Raw genomic sequence first — 15651 nt, forward strand, 5'->3', positions numbered from 1 at the left:
GTCGGCAGCCATGGGCTGTTTCCCTTAGGCGGCGCCGACTTGTACCGGCACACCATTGAGCGCGGCATTGCCGGACAACGCGTCGAGGTGACGCTCGTCGGTGAGGTCGTTGGCACTCGCCCCCGGCTGACCACTGGCGATCGCCATCTGCACTCCGGGCCGCCCATGGCCCCAGCCGTGCGGCAGGCTGACCACGCCGGGCATCATGTCCTCGCTGGCCAGTACCTCGACCTCTATTTCCCCCACCCGCGAGCGGACCTTGACCCGCTCGCCGTCCAGCAGGCCGCGCCGGTTCAGATCTTGCGGATTCATCAGCAGCTGGTGGCGAGGCTTTCCCTTCACCAGCCGATGATAGTTGTGCATCCAGGAGTTGTTGCTGCGCACGTGACGCCGGCCGATCAGCAACAGCTGGTCGGTCGAACCAGGAACGGTCTCGGCGAAACGCTGCAGGTCGCCTAGGAACACTGGAGGCGCAGCCTGGATCTTGCGATCCGATGTTTTCAATCGCCCGGCCAGGCTGGGGCGTAGCGGGCCGAGGTCCAGGCCGTGGGGATGTTCGCGCAGCGCCGACAGGCTCAGTCGCTGCTCGGACGACTCGCCGTAGCGGCCATGGCGTAGTGCCAGGTCGATCATCATTTCCGGAGCCATGGTGGGCTTGAGCTCAACACCGGTACGCTCGGCGAACGCCCGGGCAAGGTGGACGAAGATCTCCCAGTCGTGCAGCGCACCGTCGGGCCTGGGCAGCACGGCCTGATTGAAGCGAGTGACGTTGCGCACCGCCAGCAGGTTGAAGGTGCTGTCGTAGTGATCGTGCTCGAGCGGCGCGGTCGGGGGCAGTATCAGGTCCGCATGACGGGTCGTTTCGTTGATGTAGAAATCGACGCTGAGCATGAACTCGAGGCCGCTGAGCGCCTGCTCCAGGCGTTGCCCGTTGGGCGTCGACAACACCGGGTTACCGGCTACGGTCACCAGCGCCCTCACCTGCCCGTCGCCTGGTGTGAGCATTTCTTCGGCGAGCGCCGAGACCGGCAGCTCGCCGCCGTACTCGGGCAGGCCCGAAACCCGACTCTTCCAACGGTCGAAGTGCCCGCCCGAGGTGGTCTCGACCAGATCGACCGCAGGCTCGGTGCAGAGCACTCCGCCGACCCGATCGAGGTTGCCGGTGACCAGGTTGATCAGCTGCACCAGCCACTGGCACAGCGTGCCGAACGCCTGAGTCGAGACGCCCATGCGCCCATAGCACACCGCCTTGTCGGCTGCGGCGAAATCCCGTGCCAGTTGCCGAATGGCTATCGCGTCGATGCCGCAACGGGCGCTCATCGCCTCGGCGCTGAACGGTGCGATGGCCGCGCGTATTTCTTCCAGCCCCATGACAGGCAGCGGGCTGGTTCGGGTCAGGCCTTCCTCGAACAACGTGTTGAGCAGCCCGAACAACAGCGCCGCATCCTGGCCAGGGCGTACGAACAGATGCTGATCGGCGATCGCCGCCGTCTCGCTGCGCCGCGGGTCGACTACAACCAGCTTGCCGCCGCGTCCCTGGATCGCCCTGAGGCGCTTTTCCACATCCGGCACGGTCATGATGCTGCCGTTGGATGCCAACGGGTTGCCGCCCAGTATCAACATGAAATCGGTGTGGTCGATGTCCGGGATCGGGATCAGCAGGCCGTGGCCGTACATCATGTGGCTGGTCAGATGGTGTGGCAGCTGGTCGACCGAGGTCGCCGAGTAACGGTTGCGCGTCTTCAGCAGACCGAGAAAGTAGTTGCTGTGGGTCATCAACCCATAGTTGTGAACGCTCGGGTTGCCTTGGTAGACGGCCACCGCATTGTTGCCGTGGCGCTCGCGGACGTCAGCCAGGCGCTCGGCGACCAGCGCGAACGCTTCGTCCCAGCCGATCGCCTGCCACTGCTCGCCGTTGCGGCGCATGGGCTGGCGCAGACGGTCCGGATCGTTCTGGATGTCCTGCAGGGCGACCGCCTTGGGACAGATATGGCCACGGCTGAAGCTGTCCAGCGCATCGCCCTTGATCGAGAGAATCTCTTCGCCGCGGGTTTCGATGGCCAGGCCGCAGATCGCTTCGCACAGGTGGCAGGCGCGGTAGTGAGTGGTCGTGTCGTTCATCACGGGTTCCGCCGATCGTTCTTGTAGTCCCGCCACTCTAGGCGTGCGGCGGATGACTCACAATCGAAGGAAGCGCGGGCAAATGCCCGCTGATTCAGGGCGCCGATCTTGCAATCGCTGGCGCCGCGTCCGGAATCAGCGCGCGGCGATATGGGCGACCAGCAACTGCACGCTTTCGCGGCCGCGGTACTCGTTGACGTCGAGCTTGTAGGCGAGCTCGACCCAGCGTACCGACGCGTTGGGCCAAATGTCCCGGTCGATGTTGAAGGCGATGCCGTCGAGGCTCAGCGAACCGCATTCGCTCTTGAGCACCAGCTTCAGGTGCTTTTCCCCGACCAGACGCTGCTGGACCAGCTGGAACACGCCATGGAACAGCGGTTCGGGAAAGTGCTGCCCCCAGGGGCCGGCATGACGCAGCGCCCTGGCCAGCTCCAGATGGAATTCCTCGACGCTGAGCTGCCCATCGGTGAGCAGGCGCCCGGTCAGATCCTCTTCGCACAGCTGGCGCCTGACCTCGGCGTCGAACGCGGCGGCAAAGGCGCCGAAGTTGGCCTGCGGCAGCGACAGCCCGGCGGCCATCGCGTGACCGCCGAACTTGCTGATCAGCCCCGGATGGCGCGCCGCGACGGCATCGAGCGCATCGCGAATGTGAAACCCCGGCACCGAGCGCGCCGAACCCTTGAGCACGCCTTCGCCCGCATCCGCGAAGGCGATGGTCGGACGGTGGTAGCGCTCCTTCAGGCGCGAGGCGAGGATGCCGATCACGCCCTGGTGCCACTCGGCGTCGAACAGGCACAGGCCGAACGGCATATCTTCGAGCGGCAGGTCCTTGAGCTGGGCGAGCGCCTCGCGCTGCATGCCCTGCTCGATGGCCTTGCGGTCCTGGTTGAGCTGGTCGAGCTGAGCGGCCATGTCGCGCGCCAGCGCCTCGTCCTCGCAGAGCAGGCACTCGATGCCCAGGGACATGTCGTCCAGGCGCCCGGCCGCGTTCAGGCGCGGCCCGATGATGAAACCGAGATCGGTGGAGGTGATGCGCTGGTGATCGCGCCCGGCCACTTCGAGAATCGCCCGCAAGCCGGCTCGAGCGCGTCCGGCTCGAATACGCGCCAGGCCCTGGTGAACGAGGATGCGGTTGTTGGCGTCCAGAGGCACCACATCGGCCACGCTGCCCAGCGCGACCAGGTCAAGCAGCTCGGCGAGGTTCGGCTCGGTCCAGCCGTTGCGGGTGAACCATCCGCGTTCCCGCAGCCGTGCCCGCAGCGCCAGCAGTACATAGAAGATCACCCCGACGCCGGCGATGCACTTGCTCGGGAAACTGCATTCGGGCTGGTTCGGGTTGACGATGGCATCGGCAGCCGGCAACTCCGGGCCAGGCAAGTGATGGTCGGTGACCAGCACCTTGAGCCCCGCCGCCTTGGCGGCCGCAACGCCGTCGACGCTGGAGATGCCATTGTCCACCGTCACCAGCAGGCCCGGCTGGCGCTCCAGGGCGACGGCGACGATTTCCGGCGTCAGTCCGTAGCCATATTCGAAACGATTGGGCACCAGGTAATCGACATGGGCCGCGCCGAGCTGACGCAGCCCCAGCACGCCCACGGCGCTGGCCGTGGCGCCATCAGCGTCGAAGTCTCCGACGAAGAGAATCCGCTGGCGGCGCTCCAGCGCCTCGACCAGCAACTCGACCGCCGCGTCGATCCCCTTGAGCTGGCCGTACGGGATCAGCCGCGCCAGCCCCTTGTCCAGCTCCCCCACCGATTGCACCCCGCGCGCGGCGTATAGCCGTTGCAGCAGCGGCGGCAGGTCACCCAGATCCGGCAGGGTTTCGGGTAACGGGCGGGGTTCGATACGCATGGTCAGTTCCGGTGGCTAGCGGTACAGCGGTTCAGAGCGAGGTGGCGGCACGTGCGGCCTGGTCGTAGAGACCCGACATCGCGCGCAGCAGCCCGGCGAGACGATGAACCTCGTCAGGATCGACGTTGAGGTTCTCGAACGAAGCAATCAAGCATTCGCGGCGGATGTCGGCGTATTCCTTGCAAAGCTCTCGGCCTTTGTCCGTGGTGCGGTAATACATTTCCTTGCCCTGCTTCTCGCCCTCAACCAAACCGAGCTTGGCGAGTTTCTTCAGCGCATAGGTCACGGTATGGGTGTCTTCTATATTGAGGACAAGGCAAATGTCCGCCTGACGCTTGGCGCGTCCGCGGCTGGTCAGGTTGTGCAGCACCATCACGTCGAGCGCATTCATCTCGACCGCGCCGGAGGCTTTCATGCAGCGCTCCATCCAGCGCATCAGCGCATTGCTGGCGACGATGATGCCGTATTCGAGTTCGGAGAGTTCCTGGGATTGTTCGGCGAGATGCGCCGACGCGACGATCGGCGAGCGCAATGGGCGGGGAGTTTTCGCATCGACCATGAGCGGTTCCATGACGTGGGGGCGATGGCGCGACCTGGGCCGCACGCTGGAATGGGTGCCAAGCATACCGCAATGCACCCCTGAGGTGCCGTCAGGACGAGTCATCAGAAAGTTATCAATAAATCGTTGATATTTTATCATCGTTCACGCATTCTCCGCCGCACGTGCGACGAATAAAGAGAGGATCCGCCATGAACCTGCTCCTGAACTGCGACATCGGCGAAAGCTTCGGTGCCTGGACAATGGGCCTGGACGCTGAAGTGATGCCCTTCATCGACTGCGCCAACGTCGCCTGTGGCTTTCATGCCTCCGACCCACAGATCATGCGCCGCACCGTGGCACTGGCCGCGCAGCACAACGTGCGCATCGGTGCCCACCCGGCCTATCCCGACCTGGTCGGCTTCGGTCGCCGCTCGATGGCCTGCAGCCCCTCGGAAGTGGAGAACATGCTGCTCTACCAGATCGGCGCGCTCGACGGCATCTGCCGCGCCGAGGGTACCGTCGTCAGCTACGTCAAACCCCACGGCGCGCTGTACAACGACATGATGCGCCAGCCCGAACTGCTGCGCGCGGTGATGCGCGCCATCAAGGCCTATGACGCGACCCTGCCGTTGATGCTGATGTCCACGCGGGACAACGGCGCCAGCCAGGCGCTGGCCGAAGAGCTGGGCATCACCCTGTGGTTCGAAGTCTTCGCCGACCGCGCCTACGACGCCGCCGGCATGCTGGTTTCGCGCAGCCTGCCCGGCGCCGTCCATCACGAAGCCGAGACGGTGGCAGCCCAGGCCCTGACCCTGGCCAAGGGCGAGCCGCTGACCGCCAGCGACGGCAGCGCCCTGGTGCTGCAGGCCGACACGCTTTGCGTACACGGCGACAACGCAGGCTCCATCGCCGCCGTGCAGCGCATCCGCCAGGCGTTGCGGGAGCTGGCTGCGTGACGCCGCGCATCGAAGTGGTCGGCGTCGACAGCCTGATGCTGCGCCTGTTCGACCAGATCGACGAAGGCAACATGCCCTGGATGCTGGCCGCGACCCAGCGCGTGCGCGAGGCCTTCGGGCCGGCGCTGCGCGACCTGGTACCCTCCTACACCACGCTCTTGGTGCATTACGACCTGACGACGATAGACGACCGCCAGGCCCGCCAGCGCATCACTGACGCCTTCGAAGGCCTGCAGCCGACCGCCGGGGCCAGCGCCCGCCAGCATGAGATCCCGGTCTGGTACGACCCGAGCGTCGGCCCCGAGCTCGAGCCGCTGGGCAAACGCAGCGGGCTGGGCGCAACCGGTGTGATCGACCGCCACAGTTCCCACACCTACCAGGTCTTCGCCCTGGGCTTCGCGCCCGGCTTCGCCTTCATGGGGCTGGTCGATGAAATCCTCGCCAGCCCAAGGCTGCAGACGCCACGCAAGCAGGTACCGGCCGGCAGCCTGGGGATTGCCGATCGCCAGACCGCCATCTACCCGCTGGTTTCGCCGGGCGGCTGGAACCTCATCGGCCGCAGCCCCACCCGGTTGTTCGATCGTGAGCTCGACGGCTACAGCCTCTGGCAACCGGGCGACCGGGTGCGCTTCATCCCCATCGACCGCGCCGAGTTCATCCGCCTGGGCGGCGACGACACGCCCTTCGAGGTCACCCCATGAGCCTGCTTATCGAACGTGCCGGCGCCATGGCCAGCCTGCAGGACGGCGGCCGCAGCGGCGTGCGCCACCTGGGAGTGACCCAGGGCGGCGCGGCCGACTGGGTTTCCCAGGCATGGGCCAACTGGCTGCTTGGCAACTCGCTGCAGGCCGCGACGATCGAAATCACCCTGGGCAACTTCAGCGTTCGTGCCGAAACCGATAGCTGTCTGGCGGTCTGCGGCGCCGACCTCAAGGCGACCCTGGACGATCAGCCGATCGTCCCGGGGCGCAGCTTCGCCATCCGCAAGGGCCAGCTGCTGAGCTTCGCCCAGCCTCGCGAAGGCGTTCGCGCCTATCTCGCCGCGCCCGGCGGCTTTCTGGCCACACCCGTGCTGGGCAGCTGCGCCACCGTTCGCCGTGAGCAGCTCGGCGGCCTGCACGGCGACGGCCGCCCCCTCGATACCGGTGATCGTCTGCGCTGGAGCGGCGCGCCCGCGGCGCCGCGCGAACTGCCGCCAGGGCAGCCCCGCTCGCTGTCTCCGAGTGGCCCGCTGGCAGTGGTGCTGGGCGCACAGATCGGCGACTTCAGCGGGCAGAGCCTGTTCGACGCCTTCAACAGCGACTGGACCGTGGACCAGCGCGCCGACCGCATGGGCGTTCGCCTGCTCGGCCCGGTGCTGCGCAGCGCGCGGGAGTCGATGATTTCCGAAGGCGTTCCGCTGGGTGCCATCCAGGTGCCGCCCGACGGTCAGCCCATCGTGCTGCTCAACGACCGCCAGACCATCGGCGGCTACCCGCGCCTCGGCGCCCTCACACCTTTAGCCGTCGCCCAGCTGGCCCAGTGCATGCCCGGCACCGTGCTGCGGCTGAAGCCGGTCGCCCTGGAAAGCGCACAACGCGAGCAGCGTCGGCTGCTGGCCACCTGGCAACGGACCACAGCGGAGCGATGAGCATGGACCTGACACCCTACCGAGACCTGTCCCCTGCCGCGCTGCGCGAGCGGATTCGCCATGGCGAACTCGACGGCCCGACCGCCGGCCTGGCCAACGGTTACGCCCAGGCCAACCTGATGATCGTGCGGCGCGAACTGGCCTACGACTTCCTGCTGTTCTGCCAGCGCAACCCCAAACCCTGCCCCCTGCTGGACGTAACCGACCCGGGCAACTTCGAACCACGGCGCGCCGCGCCAGGCGCCGATATCCGCACGGACTTTCCGCGCTATCGCATCTACCGCAACGGCGAACTCGAACAGGAAGTGCAGGACATCACGCCGTTCTGGGAAGACGACATGGTGGCCTTTCTCATCGGCTGCAGCTTCAGCTTCGAAGGCGCGCTGCTGGCCAACGGCGTGCCGGTCAGGCATATCGAGGATGGCCACAACGTCCCGATGTACCGCACCAACATCGCCTGTCAGCCCGCCGGCAGTCTGAGCGGGCCGATGGTGGTGAGCATGAGGCCGATGCCTGCCGACAAGGTGGTACGAGCCGTGCAAGTGACCTCACGCTTCCCCTCGGTGCATGGCGCGCCAGTGCATATCGGCGACCCTGGGCAGTTGGGCATCGTCGATCTGGCAAAACCCGATTTCGGCGAACCGTCCCACCTACGCGAGGGCGAAGTCCCGGTGTTCTGGGCCTGCGGCGTGACCCCTCAGGCCGTCGCGATGCAGGCCAGACCCGAGCTGGTCATCACCCATGCGCCGGGGCACATGTTCATCACCGATCTACGAGACGAACAGCTGGGCGTGATCTGACCCGGCACGGTTTTACGCGTTATCCAACAAGAACGTTTTGCCGGGCATCCACTGTCCGGCTGCATTTCCCTACCTGCCCCAACGCCAAGAAAAAAGAAGGTATCCAATGCAACCCACACACACCGCAAGCGCCTCACCGGCGTCGCAGCGCAATGTCCTGCGCGGCGCCATATTCATCATGGCGACGTCCTCGATCGGACCCGCCTTTCTGACCCAGACGTCATTGTTCACCGAGAAGTATCTGGCCAGCTTCGCCTTCGCCATCGTCATCTCGCTGCTCATCGACATCGGCGCCCAGCTCAACATCTGGCGCGTCATCACCGTGGCCAACCTGCGCGGCCAGGATGTCGCCAATCGGGTGCTACCGGGGGTCGGTCACTTGATCTCGGCGTTCATCGTGCTCGGCGGCATCGCCTTCAACATCGGCAACATCGGGGGGGCGGGCCTGGCGATGAACGTGATCTTCGGCGTGCCGCCGGTGATCGGCTCGCTGATCGCTGCCGTGCTGATCATCGGCATCTTCCTGCTGCGCAATGCCAAGGGCGTGATGGACTCGGTGATGCAACTGCTCGGCCTGATCATGCTGTGCATGATCGGCTACGCCATGCTGCAGTCGAGCCCGCCGGTGATGGAAGCGCTGAGCCGAAGCTTCAACCCCGACGATCCGCTGATTCTCCTGCTGCCCATCGTGACCCTGGTCGGCGGTACCGTAGGCGGCTACATCTCCTTTTCCGGCGGACACCGCCTGGTAGAAGCAGGCATCACTGGCGTCGAGAACGTTGGCGCGGTGACCCGCGCGGCGGTCACGGGCATCGCCACCACGGGCGTGGTGCGCATCTGTCTGTTCCTCGCCGCGCTCGGCGTGGTCAGCCAGGGCCTGGCGCTCGATGCGGGCAATCCAGCGGCCTCGGTGTTCTCCCACTCGATGGGAACGATCGGCTACAAGATGTTTGGCATCGTGCTGCTGGCGGCGTCGGTGTCGTCGGTGATCGGCGCCGCCTATACCAGCGTGACCTTCATGTACTCGCTGCACGAGAGCATCCAGCGCAACAACCAGCGCATGGTGATCGCCTTCATTGCCTGCTCGACGCTGATCTACAGCCTGGTCGGCCAACCGGTGAAGGTGCTGGTCGTTGCCGGCACCCTGAACGCACTGGTGCTGCCATTGGCGCTGGCATGCATCCTCTGGGCGTCCAAAAAGCCGAGCATCGTCGGTAACGAGTACCGCCATCCGACCTGGATGCTGGTGTTCGGGCTGCTGGCCATGGTGGCCACGGCGGTGGGCGTGGTGATGTCGTTCAACGCCTTCGTGCAGTTCTGGCAGTCCTGACGGAGAGCGCCGCGCCCTCCTGAACCTTCGGCGGGCGCTTAGCCGCGTTCGCCGATCAACCATTCCAACGGCACTTCGTGCTGGCCGCGCTCATCGGTGATGAAGAGTGCGCCGTCACTGATCATCACGCTCCAGCTGACCGACCGTGGCAGATCCTGGGCCACGGTTTCCAGCGCTTCCTGCTGCACCGCCACCACATTGATCTTCTTCAGGCTGCGCACGCTGTCGAGCACCTTGGTCTGCCAGACCCGCAGATTGCCATAGGCCACCAGACTGAAGCGTTCGGCGCGCCGCGAGCACCAGGTGATCCGCTCGGCATCCGGCTGCCCGACCTCGATCCAGTGCAGCACGCGGTCATCGAGGCTCTTCTCCCACAGCGCCGGCTCGTCGACATCCGACAGACCCCGGCCGAAAGCCAACTGCTCGTCATACCAGAGGACATAAGCGATCAACCGCGCCACCAAGCGCTCCTCAGTCTCCGAGGGATGCCGGGCAACGGTGAAACGCAGGTCCTGGTAGACGTTGCGGTCCATGTCGGCGAGGTTGATTTCGACTTTGTAAGGCGTGGCTTGCAGGGCCATGGCGGGCATCCCGGCGAACGAAAGGCGCAGAGTCTACAGAAATATCGCTGTGCCGGAGCGACCTTAAGGGAAGCTCAGGAACACGACGAATAGACTTTTGACAATCATTCTCATTCTGATTAGTATCCCTCGCATCCAGCAAACGTAGCGAGAGCCCTGAATGTACGTCTGTCTTTGCCAAGGTGTCACCGACCGCCAGATCAGGGAAGCGATCTATGAAGGATGTTGCAGCTATAAAGAGGTTCGCGCAGCGACTGGCGTAGCCTCTCAATGTGGAAAGTGCGCATGCGTCGCCAAGGAAGTCGTTCGCTCTACCTTGAACGCGACCCAGGCCGCAAACGCAGCCCTCGGCTATACCGCGACATTCGTTCCCGCCTAGATAACGATTTTTCAAGGAACCGGACCCTGGCGTCCGGTTTTTTTATGCCGTCAATTCAAGGGCTTAGCTTGCAAGTGCAGAGGCGAAACGTTCGTATTCGGTTTTAACTGCTTTAAATTCAATGACTTAGGTTTGACAGACGTTAGCGGTATGGCCAGACTTCGCGCATGAACCCACCCATATACACAGGGGCCCGAACATGAAAGGCGACAAGTTGGTTATCCAGCATCTCAACAAGATCCTCGGCAACGAGCTGGTCGCGATCAACCAGTACTTCCTGCATGCGCGCATGTATGAAGACTGGGGACTCACCAAACTCGGCAAGCACGAATACGACGAATCCATCGACGAGATGAAGCATGCCGACAAGCTGATCAAGCGCATCCTCTTCTTGGAAGGACTGCCCAACCTGCAGGAACTCGGCAAGCTGCTGATCGGCGAGAATACCCGCGAAATGCTCGAGTGCGACCTGCAGCTGGAACAGAAAGGCATCCCCGACCTGAAAGTGGCCATCGCCTACTGCGAAAGCGTTGGCGATTACGGCAGCCGCGAACTGCTCGAGGACATCCTCGAGTCCGAGGAAGAGCACATCGACTGGCTGGAAACCCAGCTGGGACTGATCGACAAAGTGGGCCTGGAGAACTACCTGCAGTCGCAGATGGATGCCTGACATCCGCATCCGGGACACGCAAATGAAAAAGCCCCGCTTCTGCGGGGCTTTTTTATGGATCCTCGATCAGGCGTCGGCTTTGTTGATGGCGGCCTTGATCAAGGGTTGCAGCTCACCCTTTTCGAACATCTCGGTCAGGATGTCGCTGCCGCCGACCAGCTCACCGTCGACCCACAGTTGCGGGAAGGTCGGCCAGTTGGCGTACTTGGGCAGGTTCGCGCGGATTTCAGGGTTCTGCAGAATGTCGACATAGGCGAACTTCTCTCCGCAGCCCATCACCACCTGGGAAGCACGTGCGGAGAAACCGCACTGCGGGGCGTTCGGAGAACCTTTCATGTACAGCAGCACCGGGTTGTTGGCGATCTGCTCTTTGATGGTTTCGATGATATCCATGGGGCACCTCGGCTAGATACGGTTGCCGGCCATTGTACCGAAAGCGCCCGCAAAAGCCGAGTCAGAGGGTCGGCCATTACCGCGACGCATGGACGCCCAGCCGCCTGTTTCCAAACCGCTCACGCCCCGTTAGAGCGCCCGAACGCCCGTCACTCGTGGGTCTCCGGGCCAATTTGCGCCGCTTGCGTGTTTACCGATAACATCTCGGGCTTTCCCCGCTTAGTCGCTGACCCGCGCGGCCCTTCTGTCGCCGGTCTCGCCCGTTTTCCCGGAAAAAAATCCACGGGCCCGCGACCGATGGCAACAAAGGTAGTTGATATGAGCGCAAGGCACTTTCTTTCACTGATGGACTGCACGCCGCAGGAGTTGTCCAGCCTGGTTCGTCGCGGCATCGAGCTGAAGGAGCTGCGTGAGCGCGGCGTGTTGTTCGAACCCTTGAAAAATCGCGTGCTGGGGATGATCTTCGAGAAAGCCTCGACCCGCACCCGCCTGTCGTTCGAGGCCGGCATGATCCAGCTCGGCGGCCAGGCCATCTTCCTCTCGCCGCGCGACACCCAGCTTGGCCGAGGCGAGCCGATCAGCGATTCGGCGATCGTCATGTCGCGCATGCTCGACGCGGTGATGATCCGTACCTTTGCCCACAGCAACCTGACCGAGTTCGCCGCCCACTCCCGCATTTCGGTGATCAACGGGTTGTCCGACGATCTGCATCCCTGCCAGCTGATGGCCGATATGCAGACCTTCCATGAGCACCGCGGCAGCATCGCCGGCAAGACGGTGACCTGGATCGGCGACGGCAACAACATGTGCAACTCCTATATAGAAGCGGCCATGCAGTTCGACTTCCAGCTGCGCATCGCCTGCCCGGAAGGATACGAGCCCGACGCAGCTCTGCTCGCCGCGGCCGGCGAGCGTGTAACGCTGCTGCGCGACCCGCGCGAAGCGGTTGCCGGCGCTCACTTGGTGAGCACCGATGTCTGGGCATCGATGGGCCAGGAGGAAGAAGCCCAGGCGCGCCTGACATTGTTCCGTCCGTACCAGGTCACCCCGGCGCTGCTCGACCTTGCGGCCGAGGACGTGCTGTTCATGCATTGCCTGCCCGCCCACCGCGGCGAAGAGGTCAGCCACGATCTGCTGGAAGACCCTCGTTCGGTCGCCTGGGACCAGGCTGAGAACCGTTTGCACGTTCAGAAGGCGCTGCTCGAATTTCTGGTCGAACCGGCCTATCACCACGCATGAATGCGCAGCCGCTCCTCACCCTCCGCCAACTCGCCTGCGGTTACGGCGGCCAGCGGGTCGTGGAGCATCTGAATCTCCATCTGGAGCGTGGCGACATCGGTTGCCTGCTGGGCCCTTCGGGATGCGGCAAGACCACGACCCTGCGGGCCATCGCAGGGTTCGAGCCGGTCCATGAAGGTGAAATACAGCTCGCCGACCGGATCATCTCGCGCAGCGGCTTCACCCTGGCACCGGAGCGGCGGCGCATTGGCATGGTTTTCCAGGACTATGCCCTGTTTCCCCATCTCACCGTCGCCGACAACGTCGCGTTCGGCATTCGCAAGCACGCACACGTGCAACGTATCGTGGCCGAGCTGCTGGAACTGGTGCACCTTGCTCCATTGAGCAAGCGTTATCCCCACGAACTCTCCGGCGGGCAACAGCAGCGCGTGGCACTCGCCCGGGCGCTGGCCCCAGAACCGGACTTGCTGCTGCTCGACGAGCCCTTCTCCAACCTTGATGGAGAACTACGCCGGCGCCTCAGCCACGAAGTCCGGGATATCCTCAAGTTCCGAGGCACCAGCGCCATTCTCGTGACCCACGACCAGGAAGAGGCTTTTTCCGTGAGCGACCAGGTCGGGGTATTCCGCGACGGGCGACTCGAGCAGTGGGATACGCCCTACAACCTCTACCACGAACCGCTGACCCCTTTCGTCGCGAGCTTTGTCGGCCAGGGTTATTTCATTCGCGGCCAGTTGATAGCTCCGCAGAAGGTGCAGACCGAGCTCGGCGTAATTCAGGGCAATCGCGCCTTCAACTGGCCGACCGGCAGCTCGGTGGACGTCCTGCTGCGCCCTGACGACATCGTCTACGCGCCGGAAAGTGCTCTGAAGGCGACTATCGTCGGTAAAACCTTCCTGGGCGCCTCCACCCTATACCGTCTCCAGCTGCCCACCGGTAATCAGCTGGAGGGCATCTTCCCCAGTCATGCCGACTACCGAACCGGGGAGCAGGTGGGTATTCGCGTAGCCGCTGATCACCTAGTGGTATTTCCGGCGCTGGGCAGCGTGGCCGCCCATGAAACTTTGCCGGAAGCAGGCGTACGCCGCTTCAGCAGCATCTGACCGCTAACCCTTCTCCAGCCGCCGCTGGCGGAAGAACTCGCTAAGCAAGGCACCACAGGCCTCCCCCAACACCCCGCCTTCAACCATTACCTGGTGATTGAGATGGGTCTGCTCGAAGAAGCGGCCTCGGCTGATCGCCGCGCCGGCCTTCGGCTCGGCCGCGCCGAACACCACCCGCCCGATACGCGCATGCACGATCAGCCCGGCGCACATGCTGCAGGGTTCCAGGGTCACGTACAGCGTGCTACCGGGAAGCCGATAGTTTTGCGCCGATTCGGCGGCGGCACGAATCGCGACCATCTCGGCGTGAGCGCTGGGGTCGTGCCGCAGAATCGGACAGTTGAAACCTCGCCCGATGATGACGCCATCGCGGACGACCACCGCTCCCACCGGCACCTCGCCGAACGACGCCCCCTCGGCGGCAAGCGCCATGGCTTCACGCATGAAGTCTTCGTCGCGGCTTCGGTCGATGATCTGGAGTTTCTTCATGATGCGTTTCAGTCAAATAGTGAAGAGCGGCGGCGTTCAGGCCACTTCGATGGCGGCCATCAGGCCGGTTTCCATATGGTCGATGACGTGACAATGCAGCATCCAGACACCGGGGTTGTCCGCCACCAGCGCCACCCTGGCCGTCTCGTTCTTGCCGAGCAGGAAGGTGTCGGTGAAATAGGGCTCGATCCGGCGCCTATTGGAACCGATCACCTTGAAGCTCATGCCGTGCAGATGGATGGGATGCTGGTACTGGCTCAGGTTGCGAAATTCGAGAATGTAATGCCCGTTCTTTTTCAGGCTCGCGATAGGCCGGTCGGCGCAGGTCTTGTCGTTGATGTCCCAGGCCTCGCCGTTGATCTGCCAGAACTGATACGCCCCGCCTTGATCGACATTCGTCGACAGCGCACCTGACCATTCGAAATTGAAGCGCAGCGTTTCGGCACGCTGCAGGTCGGGCTCGGAAATCGGATTGGCCGGCAGCGCTGCGGGCCAGTCATCCCGAGCCTCGTCGTTGGCGATCGAGCGGAGCGAGGCCAGGCGCATAGGGCCGTTGCGCAGCGATAGCTGCTGCCCGGCCGGCGGCACCCTGAGCGCCAGATCCAGGCGCATGCCTGGGCCAAGCCAGTACTCCTTACCCAACGGACGAGGTGCAATCGGATTGCCATCCAGCGCATAGATCCGCGCGTCGCCGCCTGGCAGGTTGAGCCGGTAGGTCATGGTGTTGTCGACGTTGATCAACCGCAGACGAACCACCTGCCCTGCCGGCAGCTCGATATCCGGCAGATGGCGGCCGTTGATGCTCGACAGCAGGCCCAGGGTGCCCACGCGAGCGGCTTCGCGCGCAATGCTGAAGTCGGTGAAAGCGCCCTGCTTGTCCACGTGCCAGTTCTTCAGGCACAGCGTGCGTTCGTGGCGAAAGCCGCTGCCGTCGCGCTCCTCGACGATCAGCGGGCCGACAAGCCCTCGGCCGAGCTGCTCGGCGCTAGTGGTATGGGGGTGATACCAGAAGCTGCCGGCGTCATGGACCTGGAAGCGATAATCGAAATGCTCACCGGGCAGCACAGGCAACTGCGAGACGTAAGGCACCCCGTCCATCTCCAGCGGCAAACGGATGCCGTGCCAATGGATGGTGGTCGGCTCAGGCAGCCGGTTGATGAACCGCACCCGCAGCCAGTCGCCCTGGCGCACTCTCAATTCGAGACCCGGGGCCTGGCCTCCATAGGCCCAGGCGGGGGTGACGTGACCAGGCACCAATTCCACGTCCAGCGGCGCGGCGATCAGCTCGTAATCGTGGGTAACGCTCGAGTCGGTACGACCCAGCCAGTAGCGCGCGCCGCCGGCAAGACCGACCACACCGAGCCCTGCCAGGCCGGCGAGTAACTGTCTACGGGAGAAATTCATGGGTCAGCTCCTGGGATGGCTTCACTGTCCCATCAGGCGTGTGCGCCGCTCTCTCTGCCGGAGAACTGGCCGCAGCGTTTTCGAAGCCGAGGATTTTCCCATGTCGAGCCTTACTTGTGGAGCGCTGCGGCAAATCGACCTGCCGCAGGCGCCATTACGCCGCT

General features: G+C 64.2%; 16 protein-coding genes. 9 read left to right on the forward strand and 7 right to left on the reverse strand.

Features of this window, described 5'->3' with window-relative positions; genetic code table 11:
* Positions 1-24 precede the first annotated feature (24 nt).
* The 3 genes from G7026_RS13175 to G7026_RS13185 all read right to left on the reverse strand — a co-directional run bounded on the left by G7026_RS13175 (position 25) and on the right by G7026_RS13185 (position 4531).
* On the reverse strand, positions 25-2121 hold the full coding sequence (locus tag G7026_RS13175) for a molybdopterin oxidoreductase family protein (RefSeq protein ID WP_181071373.1): 2097 nt from the start codon (positions 2119-2121) through the stop codon (positions 25-27).
* 135 nt (positions 2122-2256) lie between these two features.
* A complete protein-coding gene (gene recJ / locus G7026_RS13180; RefSeq protein ID WP_181071374.1) occupies positions 2257-3972 on the reverse strand; it encodes a single-stranded-DNA-specific exonuclease RecJ in 1716 nt (571 codons plus the stop codon).
* A 31-nt stretch (positions 3973-4003) separates the two neighbouring features.
* A complete protein-coding gene (locus tag G7026_RS13185) occupies positions 4004-4531 on the reverse strand; it encodes a winged helix DNA-binding protein (RefSeq protein WP_181071375.1) in 528 nt (175 codons plus the stop codon).
* Between the two features lie 191 nt (positions 4532-4722).
* Between G7026_RS13185 and G7026_RS13190 the strand changes: the two genes are divergently transcribed.
* The 5 genes from G7026_RS13190 to G7026_RS13210 all read left to right on the forward strand — a co-directional run bounded on the left by G7026_RS13190 (position 4723) and on the right by G7026_RS13210 (position 9229).
* Positions 4723-5469 (forward strand): 5-oxoprolinase subunit PxpA, encoded by a 747-nt coding sequence (locus tag G7026_RS13190; protein WP_181071376.1) that lies wholly within the window; start codon positions 4723-4725, stop codon positions 5467-5469.
* The gene (pxpB, locus tag G7026_RS13195; protein ID WP_181071377.1) at positions 5466-6170 is read left to right on the forward strand and encodes a 5-oxoprolinase subunit PxpB; all 705 of its coding nucleotides are present in this window, start codon (positions 5466-5468) and stop codon (positions 6168-6170) included. The genes G7026_RS13190 and pxpB overlap by 4 nt, the downstream gene beginning before the upstream one ends.
* Positions 6167-7099: a 5-oxoprolinase subunit C family protein gene (locus G7026_RS13200; protein WP_181071378.1), complete on the forward strand. Its 933-nt coding sequence runs from the start codon at positions 6167-6169 to the stop codon at positions 7097-7099. Before pxpB ends, G7026_RS13200 begins: the two co-directional genes overlap by 4 nt.
* 2 nt (positions 7100-7101) lie before the next feature.
* Positions 7102-7899, forward strand: a complete 798-nt coding sequence (locus G7026_RS13205) for a putative hydro-lyase (RefSeq protein ID WP_181071379.1) — start codon at positions 7102-7104, stop codon at positions 7897-7899.
* 106 nt (positions 7900-8005) lie between these two features.
* Positions 8006-9229 (forward strand): NRAMP family divalent metal transporter, encoded by a 1224-nt coding sequence (locus G7026_RS13210; protein ID WP_181071380.1) that lies wholly within the window; start codon positions 8006-8008, stop codon positions 9227-9229.
* 38 nt (positions 9230-9267) lie between these two features.
* Here the strand turns inward: G7026_RS13210 and G7026_RS13215 are convergent, their stop codons facing one another.
* On the reverse strand, positions 9268-9810 hold the full coding sequence (locus G7026_RS13215) for a YaeQ family protein (RefSeq protein WP_181071381.1): 543 nt from the start codon (positions 9808-9810) through the stop codon (positions 9268-9270).
* Between the two features lie 160 nt (positions 9811-9970).
* Here G7026_RS13215 and G7026_RS13220 point away from each other — a divergent pair, with 160 nt between their 5' ends.
* Both G7026_RS13220 and bfr read left to right on the forward strand, forming a co-directional pair.
* A complete protein-coding gene (locus G7026_RS13220; RefSeq protein WP_181071382.1) occupies positions 9971-10189 on the forward strand; it encodes a bacterioferritin-associated ferredoxin in 219 nt (72 codons plus the stop codon).
* A gap of 199 nt (positions 10190-10388) precedes the next feature.
* Complete coding sequence (gene bfr / locus G7026_RS13225; protein ID WP_181071383.1) at positions 10389-10859, forward strand: bacterioferritin; 471 nt, start codon at positions 10389-10391, stop codon at positions 10857-10859.
* Positions 10860-10925: 66 nt separating this feature from the next.
* Here bfr and grxD read toward each other — a convergent pair whose 3' ends face one another.
* Positions 10926-11252, reverse strand: a complete 327-nt coding sequence (gene grxD / locus G7026_RS13230; RefSeq protein ID WP_181071384.1) for a Grx4 family monothiol glutaredoxin — start codon at positions 11250-11252, stop codon at positions 10926-10928.
* Between the two features lie 318 nt (positions 11253-11570).
* On the opposite strand from grxD, the gene argF reads away from it, so the two are divergent.
* Together argF and G7026_RS13240 are read left to right on the forward strand one after the other, a co-directional pair.
* A complete protein-coding gene (gene argF / locus G7026_RS13235) occupies positions 11571-12491 on the forward strand; it encodes an ornithine carbamoyltransferase (protein ID WP_181071385.1) in 921 nt (306 codons plus the stop codon).
* Positions 12488-13594, forward strand: a complete 1107-nt coding sequence (locus G7026_RS13240) for an ABC transporter ATP-binding protein (protein WP_181071386.1) — start codon at positions 12488-12490, stop codon at positions 13592-13594. The genes argF and G7026_RS13240 overlap by 4 nt, the downstream gene beginning before the upstream one ends.
* Positions 13595-13597: 3 nt before the next feature.
* Here the strand turns inward: G7026_RS13240 and tadA are convergent, their stop codons facing one another.
* Together tadA and G7026_RS22835 are read right to left on the reverse strand one after the other, a co-directional pair.
* The gene (gene tadA / locus G7026_RS13245; RefSeq protein ID WP_181071387.1) at positions 13598-14083 is read right to left on the reverse strand and encodes a tRNA adenosine(34) deaminase TadA; all 486 of its coding nucleotides are present in this window, start codon (positions 14081-14083) and stop codon (positions 13598-13600) included.
* Between the two features lie 36 nt (positions 14084-14119).
* Complete coding sequence (locus G7026_RS22835; protein WP_181071388.1) at positions 14120-15487, reverse strand: multicopper oxidase family protein; 1368 nt, start codon at positions 15485-15487, stop codon at positions 14120-14122.
* Positions 15488-15651 lie beyond the last annotated feature (164 nt).

The sequence above is a fragment of the Stutzerimonas azotifigens genome (assembly GCF_013522725.1).
Taxonomy (GTDB): Bacteria; Pseudomonadota; Gammaproteobacteria; order Pseudomonadales; family Pseudomonadaceae; genus Stutzerimonas; species Stutzerimonas azotifigens_A.

Coding starts and splice junctions, on each gene's coding strand:
- G7026_RS13175 (WP_181071373.1), bottom strand. CDS start 2,121: ATGAACGACACGACCACTCACTACCGCGCCTGCCACCTGTGCGAAGCG.
- recJ (WP_181071374.1), bottom strand. CDS start 3,972: ATGCGTATCGAACCCCGCCCGTTACCCGAAACCCTGCCGGATCTGGGT.
- G7026_RS13185 (WP_181071375.1), bottom strand. CDS start 4,531: ATGGTCGATGCGAAAACTCCCCGCCCATTGCGCTCGCCGATCGTCGCG.
- G7026_RS13190 (WP_181071376.1), top strand. CDS start 4,723: ATGAACCTGCTCCTGAACTGCGACATCGGCGAAAGCTTCGGTGCCTGG.
- G7026_RS13200 (WP_181071378.1), top strand. CDS start 6,167: ATGAGCCTGCTTATCGAACGTGCCGGCGCCATGGCCAGCCTGCAGGAC.
- G7026_RS13205 (WP_181071379.1), top strand. CDS start 7,102: ATGGACCTGACACCCTACCGAGACCTGTCCCCTGCCGCGCTGCGCGAG.
- G7026_RS13210 (WP_181071380.1), top strand. CDS start 8,006: ATGCAACCCACACACACCGCAAGCGCCTCACCGGCGTCGCAGCGCAAT.
- G7026_RS13215 (WP_181071381.1), bottom strand. CDS start 9,810: ATGGCCCTGCAAGCCACGCCTTACAAAGTCGAAATCAACCTCGCCGAC.
- G7026_RS13220 (WP_181071382.1), top strand. CDS start 9,971: ATGTACGTCTGTCTTTGCCAAGGTGTCACCGACCGCCAGATCAGGGAA.
- bfr (WP_181071383.1), top strand. CDS start 10,389: ATGAAAGGCGACAAGTTGGTTATCCAGCATCTCAACAAGATCCTCGGC.
- grxD (WP_181071384.1), bottom strand. CDS start 11,252: ATGGATATCATCGAAACCATCAAAGAGCAGATCGCCAACAACCCGGTG.
- argF (WP_181071385.1), top strand. CDS start 11,571: ATGAGCGCAAGGCACTTTCTTTCACTGATGGACTGCACGCCGCAGGAG.
- G7026_RS13240 (WP_181071386.1), top strand. CDS start 12,488: ATGAATGCGCAGCCGCTCCTCACCCTCCGCCAACTCGCCTGCGGTTAC.
- tadA (WP_181071387.1), bottom strand. CDS start 14,083: ATGAAGAAACTCCAGATCATCGACCGAAGCCGCGACGAAGACTTCATG.
- G7026_RS22835 (WP_181071388.1), bottom strand. CDS start 15,487: ATGAATTTCTCCCGTAGACAGTTACTCGCCGGCCTGGCAGGGCTCGGT.